Consider the following 19837-nt stretch of genomic DNA (forward strand, 5'->3'; position numbering starts at 1 on the left):
AGCCAAAAGCGATCTAGCGCCGCCCCGGCCACATTGCTCCCGGTCATTGACCGGAGCGGGGCGCCGCTCGCATCCTCGGGGCTTTCTGCCACAAGGACGCTCGAACAATGAAACCGGAAACCCTGGCCATCCACGCCGGCTACAGCCCCGACCCGACCACCAAGGCCGTGGCCGTGCCGATCTACCAGACCAGCTCCTACGCCTTCGACGACACCCAGCACGGCGCCGACCTGTTCGACCTGAAGGTCGCCGGCAACATCTACACGCGCATCATGAACCCCACCAACGCGGTGCTCGAGGAGCGCGTGGCCGCGCTGGAAGGCGGCGTGGCAGCGCTGGCCGTGGCCTCCGGCATGGCCGCCATCACCTACGCCATCCAGACCGTCGCCGAAGCCGGCGACAACATCGTCTCGGTGGCCAAGCTCTACGGCGGCACCTACAACCTGTTCGCCCACACCCTGCCGCGCTTCGGCATCCAGACGCGCTTCGCGCCGCACGACGACATCGCCGCCCTCGAAGCGCTGATCGACGAACGCACCAAGGCGGTGTTCTGCGAATCCATCGGCAACCCGGCCGGCAACATCGTCGACCTGCAGGCACTGGCCGACGCCGCGCACCGCCACGGTGTACCGCTGATCGTCGACAACACCGTCGCCACGCCGATCCTCTGCCGCCCGTTCGAACACGGCGCGGACATCGTCGTGCACTCGCTCACCAAGTACATCGGCGGCCACGGCACCAGCATCGGCGGCATCGTCGTCGACTCCGGCAAATTCCCCTGGGCCGAGAACAAGGAACGCTTCCCGCTGCTCAACACGCCCGACCCGTCCTATCACGGCGTGACCTACACCGAAGCCTTCGGCCCCGCCGCCTTCATCGGCCGCTGCCGTGTCGTGCCGCTGCGCAACACCGGTGCCGCGCTCTCGCCGTTCAACGCCTTCCTGATCCTGCAAGGTTTGGAAACCCTCGCCCTGCGCATGGAGCGCCACTGCGAGAACGCCGTGAAAGTCGCCCAGTATTTGCAGGACCACCCGCAAGTCAGCTGGGTGAAGTACGCCGGTCTCGCCGACCACCCCGAGCAGGAACTGGCGCTGCGCTACATGGGCGGCAAGCCCGCGTCGATCCTCTCGTTCGGCATCAAGGGCGGGCAGGAAGCCGGCGCGCGCTTCATCGACGCACTGAACCTGGTGGTGCGCCTGGTCAACATCGGCGACGCCAAGTCCCTGGCCTGCCACCCGGCCTCGACCACCCACCGCCAGCTCAACGACGAAGAACTGCAGAAGGCCGGCGTACCGCGCGACATGGTGCGCCTGTCCATCGGCATCGAGCACATCGACGACATCCTCGCCGACCTCGCCCAGGCGCTGGACGCCGCCAAGGCCTGATCCCGCGGCAACCGAATGAGGCGCCAGGCCGGCGCCTCATTCGCGGGTCAGCGGCCCCTGCAATATCTAATTGCCATCATCTTGCAGACGCTCCATCGGCCTTTCCGTAGAATGCCGGCCAGCGCCGCAAGCCAGCGCGCGACCGCACCCAGTGACACACCAGCGAACAGGGATTTCGTCCGCCTTTCCCCGCCTATTCCTTTCCGACCCGCCTTCCAGGCGCCGGCCGGCGGATAACTTTTTTCGCCCGTGACCATACGGTTCCGCCCGATCCTGCCGATAGGGCTTGGACGTGGTTCGCCACCCTGGCCCCCAACAAGAACAATCTCCGAACGGCCTGACTTCACACAACCTTTCCTGGAGATCGTCAATGAACACCTGGATTTCCAACCTGAGCGTGAATCTCAAGTTGGCCCTGGGCTTCGGCCTGGTCCTCGCCTTCACCGCCATCCTCGCCATCGTCAGTTGGGTCGGCCTGGGCTCGCTGATCGACCGCAGCAACTGGATGAGCGATATCACCGAGCTGAACTCGCGCCTGACCAAGCTGCGCATCACTCGCCTGCAGTACATGATCGCCGACGGCGCCGAGCAGGAAGCCGCCAACGTCATGTCCACCCTGGCCGACTTCAAGGCGCAGCAGCAGAAACTGCGCGCCTCCTTCGTCAGCCCCGAGAACGTGCGCATGCTCGACCAGCTCGGCGGCATCATCGCCGACTACGAGAAGTCCCTGGCCGCCATGCGCGCCGGCTACCAGAGCGCTGGCATCACCCGCCGCGCCCTGCAGGACAACGCCACGCGCGCCGCCGAACTGACGGCCACCATCCAGCAGGACGTACTCAAGGCCCCCGCGGACGAAGAGCGCGCCACCCGCTTCCAGGCCATCACTGGCACCCGTGAAGACCTGCTGCAGGCCCGCTACGACGTGCGCGATTACCTAGCCACGGCCCTCACCAGCAACGGTGACGGCGTGACCCGCGGCCTGGATGAAAGCATCGCCGGCCTGCCGGCCCTGGAAAGCGTCCTCGGCGTCGCCGAAGCGCAGTACGTCCAGCAACTGGGCACTGCCCTGCGCGCCTATCGCGATGCCGTCACCACCCTGCGCGGCAACATGGCCGCCATCGTCCAGGCACGCAAGGAAATGACCACCCAGGGCCAGGACATCGTCAAGATCAGCGAAAGTCTCTACCAACTCCAGCTCGATCGCCGCGACGCCGAAAGCGCCCGCGCCCGCAGCCTGCAGACCCTGTTCACCCTGCTCGCGCTGGTCCTGGGCGGCATCGCCGCGCTGATCATCACCCGCCAGATCACCCGCCCGCTGCAGGAAACCATGGCTGTGGTCGACCGCATCGCCGCCGGCGACCTGTCGCAGACCGTCCAGGTCACCCGCCGCGACGAACTCGGCCGCCTGCAGCAAAGCATGCAGCGCATGAGCCAGAGCCTGCGCGAGCTCATCGGTGGCATCCGCGACGGCGTCACCCAGATCGCCAGCGCCGCCGAGGAACTCTCCGCCGTCACCGAGCAGACCAGCGCCGGCGCGAACACCCAGAAGGTCGAGACGGACCAGGTCGCCACCGCCATGCACGAAATGTCCGCCACCGTGCAGGAAGTCGCGCGCAACGCCGAGCAGGCCTCCCAGGCCGCCTCCGCCGCCGACCACCAGGCCCAGGACGGTGACCGCGTGGTGAACAAGGCCGTGGAGCAGATCGAGCGCCTCGCCGAGGAAGTCGAACGCTCCGCCGAAGCCATGCAGCGCCTGGAGCAGGAGAGCGAGAAGATCGGCAAGGTCATGGACGTGATCAAGTCGGTGGCCGAGCAGACCAACCTGCTGGCCCTCAACGCCGCCATCGAAGCCGCCCGCGCGGGCGAAGCCGGTCGTGGTTTCGCCGTGGTCGCCGACGAAGTACGCAGGCTGGCCCAGCGCACCCAGCAATCCACCGAAGAAATCGAAGCCCTGGTCGCCGGCCTGCAGAGCGGCACCCGCCAGGTCTCCAGCGTCATGCTCGGCAGCCGCGAACTCACCGCCAGCAGCGTCGCCCTCAGCCGCCAGGCCGGCGAGTCACTGGGCGAGATCACCCGCACCGTGTCGAACATCCAGGCGATGAACCAGCAGATCGCCACCGCCGCCGAGGAACAGAGCGCCGTGGCCGAGGAAATCAGCCGCAGCGTGGTCAACGTGCGCGACGTCTCCGAACAGACTGCCTCAGCCAACGAAGAAGTCGCCGCCTCCAGCGTTGAACTCGCGCGCCTGGGCGGACAGTTGCAGACGCTGGTCAGCCACTTCCGCGTGTGATGTGAATGGGCCGACGCTCCGTCGGCCCACCTTCGGAAAAGCATTCAACGTACCGTTGAGATCGGAGCTTGGAGGCTCCATCTTTGCTCCATAGACTCTGGAGCCTCACCATGTCCGATTCCCTGATCATCCCCTGCCCGAACTGCAACGGCCTCAACCGAGTACCCGCCGCCCGTGTGGATGACTCGCCCAGCTGCGGCCGCTGCCAATCACCGATAGTGCTGGATACGCCGTTCGACCTCGACGAGGCCGGTTTCGCCGCCCAGGCCAAGGGCGATCTGCCGTTGCTGGTGGACGTCTGGGCCGACTGGTGCGGGCCGTGCAAGGGCTTTGCGCCGGTATTCGAGCAGGCAGCCGCACGGCTGTCGGGCAAGGTGCGCCTGGCCAAGCTGGACAGCGATGCCAATCCGAACCTGTCCACGCGCCTGGGCATTCGCTCGATTCCCAGCCTGATCCTGCTGCGCAATGGCCAGGAGGTAGCGCGGCAGAGCGGTGCGATGCCGTTGCCGCAGTTGCTCGACTGGCTGTCCCGCCAGGGCATCTGAGGGCGAGCGTTTCGGTCAATCCGTGCGGTCATTGCCAGGCCGCGCGGGACGTCTAGGCTTGGGCGAAAGCCAACGGAGCACGCCCATGCCTTCCTATCCCGAAGACTTCATCCGCCAGCTCACCGAAGAGCACATCGCCTTCGTCAAGCGCAGCGGCCTCAAGGCCGAAGTGCTGGAGCCGGGCCACGTGCGCCTGCGCATGCCGCTCAAGGGCAACGAGAACCACATCCAGAACATGTACGCCGGCGCGCTGTTCACCGTGGCCGAATTGCCCGGTGGCGTGCTGATGCTCACCAGCTTCGATGCGCGGCGCTTCTACCCCATCGTCAAGGAAGCCGGGTTGCGCTTCCTGCGCCCCGCCGCCAGTGACGTGACCGTCGATGCGCAGCTCACTGAAGCCGAAATCCAGCGTATCGGCGAAGAGGCGACGCACCAAGGCAAGGCGGAGTTTGTCCTCGACCTGCAGTTGAAGGACGAAGAAGGCAATGTCGTCGCCGAAAGCCATGCCATCTATCAGCTGCGCAGTCGCTGAATCGAGCCATTGCCCTGCATCAAGGTGAAATTTCCTACGTGGCGCGACAGTGGAAGCGCCATAGAGGGAACCCACCATGTACAGGAACCTGCTCGTCGCCCATGACCTCAGTGTCGAGGCGGACATCGCGGTGCGGCGCGCTGCACAATTGGCGCGCAAGCACGGGGCCAGCGTCACGCTGCTGCACGTCATCGAGGAATTCTTCCCCGACCGCATGATGGATACCGTCCGCGAAGCAGCTGAAGTGGCATTGCGCGATGCAGCCCGCGCCAGTGACATCGCCGACTACCAGCTGGTGATACGCCAGGGGCGCGCCGCCAATACCGTCACCCAGGCGGTGCAGGAGCTGGGCGCCGACCTGCTGGTGATCGGTGCGCACCATCAGCAACTGCTCGAGCGTTTCGACGGCACCACACTGGAGCGCATCGCCCGGCATTGCCGCGCGCCGATCCTGCTGGCCGTGGAAGAGTCCGCCGCGCCTTACGCCAAGGCATTGGCCGGGCTGGACCTGTCGCACTGCTCCTGCCAGGCCTGGCGCGCCGGCTACCGCCTGCTGGAACCCGCCTCCGAGCTGCTGGCGCTCAACGCCTACCAGCCGGGCAAGAAGGCCGGCCGCGCCGACAGCCACCTGGAGACGCAGCGCGAACTCTTGCGCCAGGCGCTGCAGGATGAGCGCAAGCACGTGCCGAGCACGGGGCCGCAGCTACTCTGCGCAGTGCAACAGGGCACAGCCCAGCAGGCGCTGGAAACGGCGTTGCGAGAGTGGTCGCCCGACCTGCTAATACTCGGCGGCCGCAGCCGCGGCGCCATCGAGCAAGCCATGCTGGGCAGCTCGACGCGTTACTTCCTGCGCCGGCCACCCTGTGATGTGCTGATCAGCCAGTAACCGCTCAGGCTTCCAGCAGGTTGTGCAGTTCGACGAACTGCTGGGTCAGCTTGTGCCGGGGCTCGAGGAAGATCAGCGGGGTGCACGCCTGGTGCGACTCGCGCATTTTCACCGAACTCATCAGGTAGACCGGCAGCACCGGCAGCTCCTCTTCCACCAGCTCATCCAGCAGTTGCTGCGGCAGCGTGGCTCGCGGCTGGAACTGGTTGACCACGATGCCTTCGACTTCCAGGCCTTCGTTGTGGTCCTCCTTCAGCTCTTCGATCTCCTGCAGCAGGCCGTACAGTGCCTGGCGGGAGAAGCTGTCGCAATCGAAGGGAATCAGGCAGCGATCGGCAGCGATCAGCGCAGAAACCGTGTAGAAGTTCAGCGCCGGCGGAGTATCCAGGTAGATCCTGTCGTAGTCTTCGGCGAGCTCGTCCAGCAGTTTGCGCAGCTTATTGATCTTGTGCTTCTGCTCGAGCTTGGGCTGCAGATCAGCGAGCTCCGCGCTGGCGGTGACGATGTGCAGGTTGTCGAAAGGCGTCTCGTAGATGTCCACCTTGCCCTTGCGGCTGAAGGGGCCGGAGGCCAGCGTCTGCTTGAAGAAGTCGGCGATGCCCACGGGCACGTCTTCGCCGGTCAGGCCCGTCAGGTAGTGAGTTGAGTTGGCCTGGGCGTCCAGGTCTACCAGTAACGTCCGATAGCCCTCCGCCGCGCTCACCGCCGCCAGGTTGCAAGCGATGCTCGACTTGCCGACCCCGCCCTTCTGATTGAACACCACGCGTCGCATCAGCCATCCCTCCAGGAACATTCGAGTGCTGGGGGATTCTATGCAAAGCCCATGACAAGGGCGAGCGGAGTAGGCCCTGTATTTCATCTGTCGGACCACTTCCGACGAATCGCGAAGAAAGCAGGAAACCGAAGGGTAAAATGCCCTGTCTTCCGCACATCTTTGTAAGCAAAGGTTTGCCTGGCCCTACCTTGACCCGGATAATGCCGGCACTACGCCATAGCCCGTGCCGACACAGCTCTTGGTGGATCAAGGAAGACCATTCGCCCGCAAGGGCCAACAAGAGCTCGCAGCGTGATTCAATTCAACATCGACCAGTGGAGCGCCTGGGCCCCCGGCCTGTCCACGATCGCCGACTGGCAGAGCTGGGTACGGGAAGAACGCCTTCCTGACGCCGCTGCCCAGCCGGATGTCGCCTTTCTCCCCGCCATGCAACGCCGCCGCCTCAGCCCCCTGGCGCGCATGGTGTTCAGTGTCGCCTGGCCCCTGGCCGATGGGCGGTCACCGATGCCGCTTGTCTTCGTCTCCCGCCACGGCGAAACCGGCCGCAGCCTGGAACTGCTGCGCGAACTGGCCGTCGAACAGCCGCTTTCTCCGACCCAGTTCAGCCTTTCCGTGCACAACGCGGTCATCGGCCTGTGGTCCATCCTTCGGCAAGACACCAGCGAAATGACAGCGATCGCCGGCGAACGTGACGGCTTCGAGCACGGCCTCCTGGAAGCCGCGGCATTTCTCGCCGAAGGGGCGCCGGAAGTGATGCTGGTCGTCAGCGAGGAGTTACCGCCCGAGCTTTATTCGCCGTGGATCGACGATGTGCCCTTTCCCTATGCCGTGGCGCTGCGCCTGAGCGCCGGCAGGGACTGGTCGCTGACGCTGTCGGAAAACGGCACGTCCCTTGCTCCACCGTCCCACCCCAATGCCCTGAACCTGGTGCGCGCGCTGATCGAGCGCACCGGCCTGATCCACCACTCCTGGAAGAAGCGTCTATGGACCTGGCAACGCAACCACTGAGCAAGCGCGCCGACGCTTGGCTGTGGCGCCTGTTCGCCACCGGGATGTGCTTTGCGATATTCGGCATCGGCGGCCTGTTGCTGCGGGTGCTGGTGTTTCCGCTGCTGGCGCTTCTGCCTGGTGATGCACAGCGCCGCCGCGCCCGCGCACGCCATACGGTGAGCCGGCTGTTCTGGTTGTTCGTGCAGATCATGCAGCGCAGCGGCGTGCTGACCTATGAGGTGGAAGGTATCGAACGTCTGGGCCGGCCGGGTCAGATGGTGATCGCCAACCATCCTTCGCTGATCGACGTGGTGTTCCTCATCGGGCTGATCCGCGACGCCAACTGCGTGGTGAAGCAAAGCCTGTTCGACAACCCCTTCACCCATGGACCGGTAACGGCGGCGCAGTACATCAGCAACAACGGCAGCATGGACATGTTCGATGAAGCCGTGGATGCGCTGCAGCAGGGCCAGACCCTGATCGTCTTTCCCGAAGGCACCCGCACCACGCCGGGCAAGGCCCCCGAATTCCATCGCGGCGCGGCGTCCATCGCCCTGCGCGGGGCGAGCGTCATCACCCCGGTGACCATCACCGTGACCCCGACCACCCTGACCAAGGCCGAGCCCTGGTACAGCATTCCCGCCCGCCGCGTGCACTTCCGGCTGCGCGTCGGCGACGACCTGGACCCGCGGGTCTTTGCCAGCCAGGGCCCGGCCCCGGCTGCCTCACGCCGGCTCAATGCCTTCCTGCACCAGCATTTCACCAAGGAGCTCGCAAGAGATGAGCGATCTGCAACTGGAGATTAAACAGCTGATCATCGACGCCCTCGGGCTCGAGGATATCGGCCCTGATGACATCGGCGCCGAAGACGCGCTGTTCGGCGACGGCCTCGGCCTGGATTCGGTGGACGCCCTGGAACTGGGCCTGGCCATCCAGAAACGCTACGGCATCAAGATCGACGCCGATGCCAAGGACACCCGCCAGCACTTCGCCAACGTGGCGAGCCTGGCCGCCTTCGTGACCGCCCAGAAAGCCGCCTGAGAACGCCGACCATGCAAACCCGTGAGGACATCTACAACACCCTGCGCGACGCCCTGGTCGAACTGTTCGAACTGGAACCGGAGCAGATCAGCCTCGACGCCAACCTGTACCAGGACCTGGAGATCGACAGCATCGACGCCGTCGACCTGATCGATCACCTCAAGCGCCAGACCGGCAAGAAGATCGCCGCCGAAGAGTTCAAATCGGTGCGCACCGTGGGCGATGTGGTCGAAGCGGTCTATCGCCTGGCCAACCCATGACACGCCTGGTCGGGCTCGGCCTGTTGCTGGCCGGGCTGCTCTACCCGTTCGCGATCTACTTCGGCATCGATCACCTGTCGCCGAAGTTCTTCGCCCTGCTGCTGGGCGGCCTGTGGTTCGCCCGCAGCCTGGGCAGCGGGCAACGTCCCGGGCAGCGCTGGATGGCCCTGGCCGCCGTGGTCTTCTGCATCGCCCTGTGGCTGGTCAACGAGCCGCACCTGCTGCGCTGGTACCCGGTGCTGATCAGCGCCGGCCTGCTCTGCCTGTTCGCCCTCAGCCTGAAGTTCGGCCCGCCGCTGGTGGAACGCCTCGCGCGCCTGCGCGAGCCTGAGCTGCCGCCCCACGCGGTGCGCTACACGCGCCAGGTGACGCAGGTCTGGGTGCTGTTCTTCCTGGGCAACGGCCTGATCGCCGCGGCCCTCACGCTGTGGGCGCCACTGGCCTGGTGGACGCTGTACAACGGCCTGATTTCCTACCTGCTGATGGGCGTGCTGTTCGCCGTCGAGTGGCTGGTGCGGCAGCGGGTCAGGAGTCAAGGATGAAACCGATTTCTCTCGCCCGGCTACTGCTGGACCTGCCCGCCGGGCGCATCCTGGCGCTGGAGCCATCGCTGCCCGCCGATGATTTTGTGCGGCGCGTCTGTGCTGCCGCGGGCGCCCTGCGTCAACGCGATACGCAGCGCGTGGCGATCCACCTGGAAGACGCCGCCGAACTGGCCATCGCCCTCTATGCCGCCTGGCTGGCCGGCGCCGAAACCGTGCTGCCGGCAGACAATCTCGCCCATAGCCGTGAACGCCTCGCGGCGCGAATCGATGCCTGGATCGGCGACCAACCCGGCGACCTGACGCTGGCCGAACTGAACGGCCCCTCGCTTGCACCCGCCGAGCTTGACCTCGACACCTGCCGCCTGGTCCTGAGCACTTCCGGATCTACCGGCGAGCCCAAACTGATCGGCAAATCCCTGCGCCAACTGAGCAACGAAGTGCAGGTGCTGGAAAACCTCTGGGGCGCCGAGCTGGGCGCGGCCCACATTCTCGGCAGCGTCGCCGCGCAGCACATCTACGGCCTGCTGTTCCGCGTGCTCTGGCCGCTGTCCGCCGGGCGCGCCTTCCTGCGACGGCAGATCGCCTTCCCCGAAGACCTGCAACGCCACAGCCTGGAACAACCCCGCTTCGCCTGGGTGGGCAGCCCAGCGCTGCTCAAGCGCATGGGCGACAACCTCGACTGGCCGGCGCTGCGCCCGGTAGTGCGGGTGTTCTCTTCCGGCGGCCCGCTGCCGGCCGAAGCCGGGGAACGGCTGCACGAACGCCTCGGCCAGGCGCCAACGGAAATCTACGGCAGCTCCGAGACCGGCGGCATCGCCTGGCGCCAGGGCGGCCAGCTGTGGCAGCCGTTCGAAGGCGTAACGCTGAGCCAGGACGAGCACGGCGCCCTGCGCATCGAATCGACCTACCTGCCGCCCGGCGAAACCGAGCAGACCGCCGATGCCGCACGCCTTTGCCCCGACGGCCGCTTCGAGCTGCTGGGCCGGCTGGACCGTATCGTCAAGCTGGAAGAAAAACGCATCTCCCTGCCACAACTGGAAGCCGCCCTGGCCAAACATCCATTCGTCAGCGAAGCCCGCCTGGGCGTGGTGCAGGAGAATCGCGCCAGCCTCGGCGCACTGGTCGCCCTCAGTGAGGCCGGCCTGCATGAACTGCGTAACGGCGGCCGCCGAGCGCTGACCCAAGGCCTGCGCGAGCACCTCGCCGATCACTGCGAAGCGCTCGCCCTGCCGCGCCGCTGGCGTCTGCTGCGGCGCCTGCCGGGCAATGCCCAGGGCAAGCTGCCGCAAGGCCTGGTGGACGAGCTGCTGCACGCGCCGCGCAGTCGTGATCCCGAAGTCCTGACGCACAATGCGGTGGACGGCGAGCAGCACTTCCAGCTGGAAATCCCCCTGGACCTCGCCTACTTCCCCGGCCACTTCCCCAAGGCCCCCGTGCTGCCCGGCGTGGTCCAGGTGCAGTGGGCGCAGCAACTGGGCCGCCAGGTATTCGACCTGCCGCCACGCTTCGGTGGCATGGAAGTGCTGAAGTTCCAGCAACTGCTGCGGCCGGGTGATCTCTGTCAGCTGTCCCTGCGCTGGGACGCCGAGCGCGGCAAGCTGTACTTCGCCTTCACCCGCGATGACGCGGCCTGCTCCTCCGGGCGCATCCTGCTGGGGGCCGGCGCATGAGTGTGCGTCCGTGCGCGGTGATCCCCGTCTACAACCATGAGCACGCGCTGCCCAAGGTCGTGGCCGAACTGCTCGCCGCCGGCCTGCCCTGCGTGCTGGTGGACGACGCCTCCAGCCGCGAATGCGCAGTAGTCATGGACCAACTCGCCGAAGCTCATGACACCTGGCTGGTGCGCCTGCTGGTGAACCAGGGCAAGGGCGGCGCGGTGATGGCCGGCCTGCGCGAGGCCGCGCGCCTGGGCTTCACCCACGCACTGCAGGTCGACGCCGACGGCCAGCACGACCTGGGCGACGTGCAGCGCTTCCTCGACGCCTCACGCGAACACCCCGGCGCGCTGATCTGCGGCTACCCGCAGTACGACGCAAGTGTGCCCAAGGGGCGGCTCTACGCACGCTACCTGACCCACGTGTGGGTGTGGATCAACAGCCTGTCGCTGTCGATCCGCGACGGCATGTGCGGCTTCCGGGTCTACCCGCTCACGCCCACGCTCAAGCTGATCGACAGCACTACGCTGGGCAAACGCATGGATTTCGACCCCGAGATCCTCGTCCGCCTGGCCTGGCGCAACCAGCCGATGCAATGGTTGCCGACCAGGGTGCACTACCCGCTGGACGGCCTCTCGCACTTCCGCCTGTTCCACGACAACGCACTGATCTCCTCCATGCATGCGCGGCTGTTCTTCGGCATGCTCTGGCGCTCGCCGGCAATCCTCTGGCGTCGTCTGCGGAGCCCTGTGTGAGCGCGCAGCACTGGGCGCAGCAGCGCGAGCGCGGCAGCCTGTTGCTGATGCGCTTTACCGCCTGGGCGGCGCGCACGCTGGGCCGACGCCTGCTGTCGCCGCTGCTGCACCTGATCGTGCTGTACTTCTTCCTCTTCGGCGCCCGTGCCCGCGGGGCCATGCGCGAGTATCAACAGCGCCTGTCGGAGCACAGCGGCGATGCTGCGCTGCGCCCGAGCACTGGCCGGGTGTTCGGCCAGTTCATGGCCTTCGCCGATGCGATCCTCGACAAGCTCGACGTCTGGGCCGGCCGCCTGGACCTCGCCAGCATCGAACTGGACGACCCGCACAACCTGCGCGCGCAGTTGCGCAGCGGCCGTGGCCAACTGCTGGTGGGCGCGCACCTGGGCAATCTCGAAGTCTGCCGCGCACTGGCCGAGCTGGGCGAAAAGGTGCGCATGAACGTGCTGGTGCACACCCGCCACGCCGAGCAGTTCAACAAGCTGCTGGGCGAGTCCGGCGCCAGCCACCTGCGACTGATCCAGGTGAGCGAACTGGACCCGGCGATCATGCTGCAGCTCTCCCAACGCCTGGACGCCGGCGAATGGCTGGCGATCGCCGGGGACCGCATTCCGCTGCACGGCGGGCGCAATGTCGAAGTGGATTTCCTCGGCGCGCCGGCCGCCTTCCCGCAGGGCCCCTGGCTGCTCGCCGGGCTGCTGCAGTGCCCGGCCAACCTGATGTTCTGCCTCAAGGAAGAAGGCCGCTACCGCGTGTACCTGGAGCCCTTCGCCGAACGCATCCAGTGGCGCCGCAGCGACCGCGCCGAGGTCCTGAAACACTGGACCCAGCGCTACGCCCAACGCCTGGAACACTACTGCCTGCGCGCGCCGCAGCAGTGGTTCAACTTCTACCCGTTCTGGAAAGCCCATGACGACAGCCACTGAAGCGCCGGTTTTCGGCCAAGGCCACCTGAGCATCGAACAGATCGTCGCCCTCGCCGAGCGCCGCGTCGAAAGCCGCCTGGACGACGACGCCGACTTCCGCGCGCGCATCGCCCGTGGCGCGCAGTTCCTCGACACCCTGCTGGACAAGGAAGGTGTGATCTACGGCGTGACCACCGGCTATGGCGATTCCTGCGTGGTCGCGGTGCCGCTGGAGCATGTCGAGGCGCTGCCGCAGCACCTGTTCACCTTCCACGGTTGCGGCCTGGGCAAGCTGCTCGATCCGCAGGCCACCCGCGCCGTGCTGGCCGCACGCCTGCGCTCGCTGAGCCACGGGGTTTCCGGCGTGCGCCTGGAACTGCTGGAGCGCCTGCACGCCTTCCTCGAACACGACATCCTGCCGCTGATCCCGGAAGAGGGTTCGGTGGGTGCCAGCGGCGACCTCACACCGCTGTCCTACGTCGCCGCCACGCTCGCCGGCGAGCGCGACGTGCTCTGGCGCGGTGAGCGCCGCAGCGCCGCCGAAGTCCACGCCGAGCTGGGCTGGCAGCCGCTGGTACTGCGCCCGAAGGAAGCCCTGGCGCTGATGAACGGCACCGCGGTGATGTCCGGTCTCGCCTGCCTCGCCTATGTGCGCGCCGACTACCTGCTCAAGCTCGCCACTCGCATCACCGCGCTCAACGTGATCGCCCTGCAGGGCAACCCGGAACACTTCGACGAACGCCTGTTCGCCGCCAAGCCGCACCCGGGGCAGATGCAGGTCGCCGCGTGGATTCGCCAGGACCTCGCCATCGACGCGCCAACCGCGCCGCTGCACCGTCTGCAGGACCGCTACTCGCTGCGCTGCGCGCCCCACGTACTGGGCGTGCTGGCCGACAGCCTGGGCCTGCTGCGGCAGTTCATCGAGATCGAACTGAACAGCGCCAACGACAACCCGATCATCGACGCCGAGGACGAACGCGTCCTCCACGGCGGGCACTTCTACGGCGGCCATATCGCCTTCGCCATGGACAGCCTGAAGAACCTGGTCGGCAACGTCGCCGACCTGCTCGACCGGCAGCTCGCGCTGCTGGTGGACACCCGCTACAACCATGGCCTGCCGAGCAACCTCTCGGGCGCGCCGGCCGACCGCGCGATGATCAACCACGGCTTCAAGGCCGTGCAGATCGGCGCCAGCGCCTGGACCGCCGAGGCGCTGAAGAACACCCTGCCGGCCAGCGTGTTCTCGCGCTCCACCGAGTGCCACAACCAGGACAAGGTGAGCATGGGCACCATCGCCGCGCGCGATGCCCTGCGCAGCCTGGAGCTGAGCGAACAGGTTGCCGCGGCGACGCTGCTCGCCGCGCAACAGGGCGTCTGGCTGCGCTGCAACGAGGCCGGCGCGCGCCCGCTGCCGGCACCGCTGGGCGGCATGCACGAACAACTGGCGCAGGACTTCCCGCCGCTGATCGAGGATCGCGCCCTGGAAGGCGAGCTGCGCCTGTGCCTGGAGCGCATCCGCGCGCGCCACTGGGGGCTTTATGCGTAAGGCCGGCGTGTTGCAGGCCGAGGTGGAAATCCTCGTGCCGTTCTTCGACGTGGACATGATGGAAGTGGTCTGGCACGGCCACTACGTCAAATACCTGGAAGTCGCCCGCTGCGCCCTGCTCGACAAGCTCGACCACAACTACGCGCAGATGCGCGAAGCCGGCTACGCCTGGCCGGTGATCGACCTGCAGCTGCGCTATGTGCGCGGCGCCCGTTTCGGCCAGCGCATCAAAGTGCGCGCCGATCTGGTGGAGTGGGAGAACCGCCTGAAGATCAACTACCTGATCAGCGACGCCGAAACCGGCGAGCGCCTGACCCGCGCCAGCAGCAGCCAGGTGGCGGTGGAAATCGCCAGCCGCGAGATGCAGATGGCCTCCCCGCCGGTGTTCATCGCCGCCGTACAGCGCGCGCTGGAGGCCGAAGCATGTTGAAGCGCGCCTTGCTGGTCTGCGGCCTGCTGCTGGCTCCGCTGGCCCACGCCTTCGACCTGGCGCAACTGGCCGCTCAGTTGGGCAAGCCGGCCGTGGTGCGTGGCGACTTCGTCCAGGAGAAGCACCTGCGCTCCCTGCCACAACCGCTGGTGAGCAAGGGCCATTTCGTCCTCGCCAAGCAGCACGGCCTGCTCTGGCTGCTGCAGACGCCGCTCAAGCAGGACTACCGTATTGACGACAAAGGCATCGCCCGGCGCGACGCCAACGGCTGGCAGCAACTGCCGCAACGCAGTGCCAGCGCGCAGCAGAACCGCCTGTTCCTCGCCGTGCTGGAAGGCGACAGCAGCGGCCTGCAACGGGACTTCGACCTCGCGCTGAGTGGCGAGTCGAACGACTGGAAACTGACCCTCACGCCACGCGCCGTGCTGCTCAAGCAGATCTTCGACAGCATCGAGATCGCCGGTGGTGAGCTGGTGCAGCGCATCGAACTGCACGAAGCCCAGGGCGACCGCACCGTGCTGCGCATGACCAGCAGTCAACCCGGCGACAGCCTGACCGATGCGGAGCGCAGCGACTTTGCCCGCTGAGCGGCCGCAGTGGCTGCCGCGCCTGGTGATCGCCGGGCTGCTGGCGCTGCTCGCCCTCGCGGCCTGGCAATGGCGCCATGGCCCGCCGCTGAGCACCGATCTGCTGGAGCTGGTGCCCGGCAGCAGCCGTGACGCCTTGCAGAAGCAAGCCGAGCAGCGCATGCAGGAACCGCTCAACCGCGAACTGATCGTACTGGTCGGCTACCCCGAGCGTGACACGGCCATCGCCCACGCCCGCGAGCTGGCCGAGCGCTGGCAGGCCAGCGGTCTCTACGAAAATGTGCAGTGGGGCGTGCAGGCTGACCTGCCGGCACTGCGCGAACAGCTGCGCACAGGCCGACTGGCGCTGCTCAGCGACGACGACCGCCAGCAACTCGCAGGCGAGCCCGCCGCGTTCATCCAGCAGCGCGTGGAACAACTCTTCGATCCGTTCTCCGGCTTCGGCCTGGTGCCCAACGATCAGGACTGGTTCGGCCTCGCCCTGCGCATCCAGCACCACCAGCCGCTGCCTTCCAAGGTGCAGCTGGACATCGGCAGCGGCGCACTGATTGCCGAGGACGACGGCCGCAGCTGGGTACTGCTGCGCGCCCGCACCCGCGCCGATGCCTTCGACATGAACCTGCCGCGGGAAGTCGCCGCGCAGGTCGCCGAGGCGCGCCTGCAACTGGCCGCCGATAACGGACAACTCGTCGCTGCCAGCGGCCTGCTCTATGCCGCCGATGGCCAACACCAGGCCAGCCGCGAGATGACCTGGGTCGGCGGCGGCGCCGCGCTGGGCACGTTGCTCCTGCTGCTGCTCGCCTTCCGCCGCATTCGCGCACTGCTGGCCTTCCTGCCGGTCCTGGTCGGCGTGCTGGCCGGCGCCACCGCGTGCATCGCGCTGTTCGGCAAGGTCAACCTGCTGACCCTGGTGCTGGGCGCGAGCCTGATCGGCGTCGCCTCGGACTATCCGTTGCACTACCTCTCCAAGGCCTGGAGCCTGAAACCGTGGCAGCCGTGGCAAGCGCTGCGCCTGAGCCATCGCGGGCTGCTGCTGAGCCTGCTGACCAACCTGATCGGCTACCTCGCCCTGGCCTGCACGCCGTTCCCGGCACTGACCCAGGTGGCGACCTTCTCGGTGGCCGGCCTGCTCGCCGCCTATCTCTGCGTGATCGGCCTGCTGCCGCTCCTGCTGCGCGGCGACGCCATCGCCCCGCAACCGCTTCTGCTCGGATTCGGCGAACGTTTGATCCGCCTGCGTGAAGCACTGATCAAGCGCACCCGAAGCTGGCCTCTGCTCGCCGTGGTGGCGTTGTTCTGCGCCGGTGGTCTCTGGCAATTGCAGGTCAAGAACGACCTGCGCCAATGGCTCGGCAACAAGCCGCAATTGCTCGCCGAAGCGCAGGCCACCGCGCGCATCACCGGCTACCAGCCCACCAGCCAGTTCTTCCTGGTGCGCGCCGCCGACGAGACCCGGTTGCTGCAACGTCAGGCCGATCTGGCCACGCGGCTGGACAAGCTGGTCGCTTCCGGGCAACTCAAGGGCTATCTCGCGCTGAACCAACTGCTCGCCACCGCACAGCAGCAACAGCAGGCTCGCGAAGCCCTGCGCCAGCTGCCGCAACACTGGCAGGCGCTGCTCGACCTGGGCATTCCACAAGCCGCGCTGCAAGCCGAGCTGGATCAGCTGGAAAAGCTCCCGGAGCAATCCCTCGACCAGGTCCTGGAAGGCCCATTGGGTGAACCCTGGCGGCCGCTCTGGCTGGGCACGGTGGACGGCGGCGTGGCCGGACTGGTGAGCCTGCAAGGACTGTCCGATGCCGGCGTGCTGGCCGAGCAGGCGAAAGACCTGGAAGGTGTGCAACTGGTGGATCGCCTCGGCGAGCTGAACCGCCTGTTCGCCGCCACCCAGATCAGCGCCACCGAACTCAAGCTGCTCTCCTGCGTGCTGATCTTCGCCCTGCTGCTCAAACCCTTCGGTCCGCGCGGCGCCCTGCGCATCGTCCTGCTGCCGCTGCTGGCCGCGCTGTGCAGCCTCGCCAGCCTGGGTTGGCTGGGCCAGCCGCTGACGCTGTTCAGCCTGTTCGGCCTGCTGCTGGTGACCGCCATTGGCGTGGACTACACGATCCTCATGCGCGAACGCGTAGGCGGCGCAGCGGTAAGCCTGGTCGGCGTGCTGCTGGCCGCCATCACCACCTGGCTGTCGTTCGGCCTGCTGGCGCTCTCCAGCACGCCGGTGATCAGCAACTTCGGCCTGGCCGTTGGGCTCGGCCTGGCGTTCTGTTTCCTGTTCTGCCCCTGGGCGGGTGAAGGCGACCGCGAAGGAGTCCAGGCGTGCTGACGGTCCTGTTCTGGTTGGCGATGCCGCCGCTGTTCGCCCTCGCGGTGATCGGCGGGCGCCACCTGCGCCTGCTGCCCATCGTCAGTCAGCTGCTGGTGGCCGGGCTGCTCCTGCCGCTGCTGTTCATCGTGCTTCAGAGCCAGGGCTTCGAGGTGCGCACGCTGGTTACTGCGCCCTGGCTGCGGCCGCTCTACGACATCGGCTTCGCGCTGCTGCTGGGACACATCCTCAGCGACATGATCGACCTCGACGTCAGCCGCCAGAGCCTGAAAATCGCCCTGCCCAGCTTCGCCGTGCCGCTGGCCTGCGGCATGGCCAGCGCCTGGTGGTTGCTGGGCGTGCACGAGGGCATGAGCGTGCTGGGCATCGGCCTGCTGTTCTCGATCACGGCGATCCCGGTGCTCTACCTGTTCCTGCGCAATATCGACTACCCCGAGGACGCCACGCGCCGGCTGATGCACGCGGCAGTGCTGATGGACCTGTGGTGCTGGAGCCTGTTCGGCCTGGCACAGGGCAGCAGCGATCCGGGCCAGCTGCTGTGGCCGCTGCTGGCGGGTGTTGCGCCCTTATTGCTGCGCCTGATTCGAGTGCGCCACGCGCTGGCCTACAGCCTGCCGTTCTTCGGCCTGATGGTCGCCTTCCAGCACTGGCATTTGAACACCCTGGTGTTCGCCATCACCTGGCTGATGGCCCAGGCAGCGGTGCGCCAGCCATTCCGCCTGCCAGTGTCGCCACGCGCGGCGCAGGCCTTGCAGAACTACCTGCTGGTGCCGCTGGTGCTGGCCTTCGGCATCCTGCAGATCGATTTCCACCACGCACTCTCCGGCTATTCCTGGCTGTACCTCGGTGCGCTGCTGGCGCTGCCGGTGATCAGCAAGCTCGCCGGCAGTTGGCTCGGCCTGCGCTGGGCGCTGCCCGGCGCCACGGGCGGACAGCTGTGGAAGGAAAGCCTGCTGTTGAACATTCGCGGGCTGACCGAGATCGTCTTTCTCAACCTGCTGTTCCAGCAGGGCCACATCGACTCGCTGCTGTATTTCAGCCTGCTACTGATGAGCCTGTTCGCCACCCTGCTGCCCGCCCTCTGCGGCGTGCGTCGCCCGCACGCCACTCCCGTTTCCAAGGATCACGCCCCGGCAAGGAGCCCTTCTGATGCCCGCCCCTGAACTGCAACAACGCACCGTCGTCGTCATCGGCGCGGGCCCTTCCGGCGCCATCGCCGCCGCGCTGCTCAAGCGCAAGGGCCACGACGTGCTGGTGCTCGAGCGCCAGCGCTTCCCGCGCTTCTCCATCGGCGAGAGCCTGCTGTCGCACTGCCTGGACTTCGTCGAAGAGGCCGGGATGCTCGACGCCGTGCTGGCCGCTGGTTTCCAGACCAAGCACGGCGCGGCGTTCGGCTGGGGCGAGCGTTACACCGATTTCGATTTCCGCGACAAATTCACCGACGGCAAGGGTTCGACCTTCCAGGTCCAGCGTGCGCGCTTCGACCAGCTGCTGGCCGACCAGGCCGAACTGCAGGGCGTGGAAATCCGCTACGAGGAAGAGATCGTCGCCGCTGACTTCGACGGCGCCTGCCCGCGCCTGCGCGTACGCCGCCTGGACGGCAGCGAGTACGAAGTGGAATGCGCCTTCGTGCTCGACGCCAGCGGCTACGGCCGCGTGCTGCCGCGCCTGCTCGACCTCGAAGCGCCGTCGGGCTTCCCGGTGCGCCGCGCGGTGTTCACGCATATCGAGGACCGCATTGAGGCGCCGCACTTCGACCGCGAGAAGATCCTCATCAGCATCCATCCCGAAGAACGCGGCATCTGGTACTGGACCATCCCCTTCAGCGATGGCCGCACCTCCATTGGCGTGGTCGCCGAGGACCGTCACTTCGAAGGCAAGCTGGATGACCTGGACGCCTGCCTGAGAGGCTTCGTCGATGCCGCACCGAACCTGCGTCCGCTGCTGAAGAACGCCGTGTGGGACACCCCGGCGCGCACCCTTGGCGGCTACTCGGCGAACGTGAAACGCCTCGCCGGGCCGGGCTTCGCCCTGCTGGGCAACGCGGCAGAATTCCTCGACCCGGTGTTCTCCTCCGGCGTCACCATCGCCATGCGCTCCTCCAGCATGGCGGCCAACCTGCTCGACCGTCAGCTCAAGGGCGAGGCAGTGGACTGGCAAGGTGATTTCGCCCAGCCGCTCAAGCGCGGCGTGGACACCTTCCGCGCCTACGTCGAGGGCTGGTACGACGGCAGCTTCCAGGACGTGATCTTCTACGAGAAGGCCGACCCGGAAATTCGCCGGATGATCTGCTCCATCCTCGCCGGCTACGCCTGGGACACGCGCAACCCCTTCGTCGCCGAACCGCAGCGCCGCCTGCGGGTACTTTCCGAAATCTGCGCCAGCTAAGG

Annotated in this window: 20 protein-coding genes; 19 read left to right on the forward strand and 1 reads right to left on the reverse strand. The window is 67.0% G+C overall.

What is annotated here, in order from left to right; all coding sequences use genetic code 11:
- Positions 1–107 precede the first annotated feature (107 nt).
- From RS899_RS23930 to RS899_RS23950, 5 genes are all read left to right on the forward strand, one after another.
- Positions 108–1385: a bifunctional O-acetylhomoserine aminocarboxypropyltransferase/cysteine synthase gene (locus RS899_RS23930; protein ID WP_054910005.1), complete on the forward strand. Its 1278-nt coding sequence runs from the start codon at positions 108–110 to the stop codon at positions 1383–1385.
- Positions 1386–1890: 505 nt separating this feature from the next.
- Positions 1891–3675, forward strand: a complete 1785-nt coding sequence (locus RS899_RS23935; RefSeq protein WP_409978095.1) for a methyl-accepting chemotaxis protein — start codon at positions 1891–1893, stop codon at positions 3673–3675.
- Between the two features lie 110 nt (positions 3676–3785).
- Entirely contained in the window at positions 3786–4220 is a 435-nt protein-coding gene (gene trxC, locus RS899_RS23940) for a thioredoxin TrxC (RefSeq protein WP_315808228.1), read from the forward strand.
- An 85-nt stretch (positions 4221–4305) separates the two neighbouring features.
- Positions 4306–4752 (forward strand): YiiD C-terminal domain-containing protein, encoded by a 447-nt coding sequence (locus RS899_RS23945; RefSeq protein WP_315808229.1) that lies wholly within the window; start codon positions 4306–4308, stop codon positions 4750–4752.
- A gap of 76 nt (positions 4753–4828) precedes the next feature.
- Entirely contained in the window at positions 4829–5638 is an 810-nt protein-coding gene (locus tag RS899_RS23950; protein WP_315808230.1) for a universal stress protein, read from the forward strand.
- 4 nt (positions 5639–5642) lie between these two features.
- On the opposite strand, the gene RS899_RS23955 is transcribed toward RS899_RS23950, so the two are convergent.
- Entirely contained in the window at positions 5643–6410 is a 768-nt protein-coding gene (locus RS899_RS23955) for a ParA family protein (RefSeq protein ID WP_315808231.1), read from the reverse strand.
- Between the two features lie 294 nt (positions 6411–6704).
- Between RS899_RS23955 and RS899_RS23960 the strand changes: the two genes are divergently transcribed.
- The 14 genes from RS899_RS23960 to RS899_RS24025 are packed head-to-tail and all read left to right on the forward strand — an operon-like array spanning position 6705 to position 19835.
- Positions 6705–7421 carry a beta-ketoacyl synthase chain length factor gene (locus RS899_RS23960; RefSeq protein WP_315808232.1) on the forward strand — a complete coding sequence of 239 codons (717 nt, stop codon included), beginning with the start codon at positions 6705–6707 and terminating at the stop codon, positions 7419–7421.
- On the forward strand, positions 7397–8209 hold the full coding sequence (locus RS899_RS23965) for a lysophospholipid acyltransferase family protein (protein ID WP_054910010.1): 813 nt from the start codon (positions 7397–7399) through the stop codon (positions 8207–8209). Before RS899_RS23960 ends, RS899_RS23965 begins: the two co-directional genes overlap by 25 nt.
- Positions 8184–8444 (forward strand): phosphopantetheine-binding protein, encoded by a 261-nt coding sequence (locus RS899_RS23970; RefSeq protein ID WP_045216036.1) that lies wholly within the window; start codon positions 8184–8186, stop codon positions 8442–8444. Before RS899_RS23965 ends, RS899_RS23970 begins: the two co-directional genes overlap by 26 nt.
- Positions 8445–8455: 11 nt before the next feature.
- On the forward strand, positions 8456–8704 hold the full coding sequence (locus RS899_RS23975; RefSeq protein ID WP_045216034.1) for an acyl carrier protein: 249 nt from the start codon (positions 8456–8458) through the stop codon (positions 8702–8704).
- Positions 8701–9246 (forward strand): hypothetical protein, encoded by a 546-nt coding sequence (locus tag RS899_RS23980; protein WP_054910011.1) that lies wholly within the window; start codon positions 8701–8703, stop codon positions 9244–9246. Before RS899_RS23975 ends, RS899_RS23980 begins: the two co-directional genes overlap by 4 nt.
- Positions 9243–10919 carry an AMP-binding protein gene (locus RS899_RS23985; RefSeq protein ID WP_315808233.1) on the forward strand — a complete coding sequence of 559 codons (1677 nt, stop codon included), beginning with the start codon at positions 9243–9245 and terminating at the stop codon, positions 10917–10919. Before RS899_RS23980 ends, RS899_RS23985 begins: the two co-directional genes overlap by 4 nt.
- Positions 10916–11659, forward strand: coding sequence for a glycosyltransferase family 2 protein (locus RS899_RS23990; protein WP_054910013.1), 744 nt, complete (start codon positions 10916–10918; stop codon positions 11657–11659). The genes RS899_RS23985 and RS899_RS23990 overlap by 4 nt, the downstream gene beginning before the upstream one ends.
- Positions 11660–11706: 47 nt before the next feature.
- Positions 11707–12585 (forward strand): glycosyl transferase, encoded by an 879-nt coding sequence (locus RS899_RS23995; RefSeq protein ID WP_315810472.1) that lies wholly within the window; start codon positions 11707–11709, stop codon positions 12583–12585.
- Complete coding sequence (locus RS899_RS24000; protein ID WP_315808234.1) at positions 12569–14110, forward strand: aromatic amino acid ammonia-lyase; 1542 nt, start codon at positions 12569–12571, stop codon at positions 14108–14110. The genes RS899_RS23995 and RS899_RS24000 overlap by 17 nt, the downstream gene beginning before the upstream one ends.
- Positions 14103–14540 carry an acyl-CoA thioesterase gene (locus RS899_RS24005; protein WP_054910015.1) on the forward strand — a complete coding sequence of 146 codons (438 nt, stop codon included), beginning with the start codon at positions 14103–14105 and terminating at the stop codon, positions 14538–14540. The genes RS899_RS24000 and RS899_RS24005 overlap by 8 nt, the downstream gene beginning before the upstream one ends.
- Positions 14534–15127: an outer membrane lipoprotein carrier protein LolA gene (locus RS899_RS24010; protein ID WP_315808235.1), complete on the forward strand. Its 594-nt coding sequence runs from the start codon at positions 14534–14536 to the stop codon at positions 15125–15127. The genes RS899_RS24005 and RS899_RS24010 overlap by 7 nt, the downstream gene beginning before the upstream one ends.
- Positions 15117–17447: a hypothetical protein gene (locus RS899_RS24015; protein WP_315808236.1), complete on the forward strand. Its 2331-nt coding sequence runs from the start codon at positions 15117–15119 to the stop codon at positions 17445–17447. The genes RS899_RS24010 and RS899_RS24015 overlap by 11 nt, the downstream gene beginning before the upstream one ends.
- Positions 17441–18610, forward strand: a complete 1170-nt coding sequence (locus RS899_RS24020; RefSeq protein WP_315808237.1) for a sodium:proton antiporter — start codon at positions 17441–17443, stop codon at positions 18608–18610. Before RS899_RS24015 ends, RS899_RS24020 begins: the two co-directional genes overlap by 7 nt.
- Positions 18597–19835 carry an NAD(P)/FAD-dependent oxidoreductase gene (locus tag RS899_RS24025; protein WP_315808238.1) on the forward strand — a complete coding sequence of 413 codons (1239 nt, stop codon included), beginning with the start codon at positions 18597–18599 and terminating at the stop codon, positions 19833–19835. The genes RS899_RS24020 and RS899_RS24025 overlap by 14 nt, the downstream gene beginning before the upstream one ends.
- Positions 19836–19837 lie beyond the last annotated feature (2 nt).

Origin of the sequence: Pseudomonas sp. C9-3 (assembly GCF_032392015.1) — a bacterium.
Lineage (GTDB): Bacteria > Pseudomonadota > Gammaproteobacteria > Pseudomonadales > Pseudomonadaceae > Pseudomonas > Pseudomonas nitroreducens.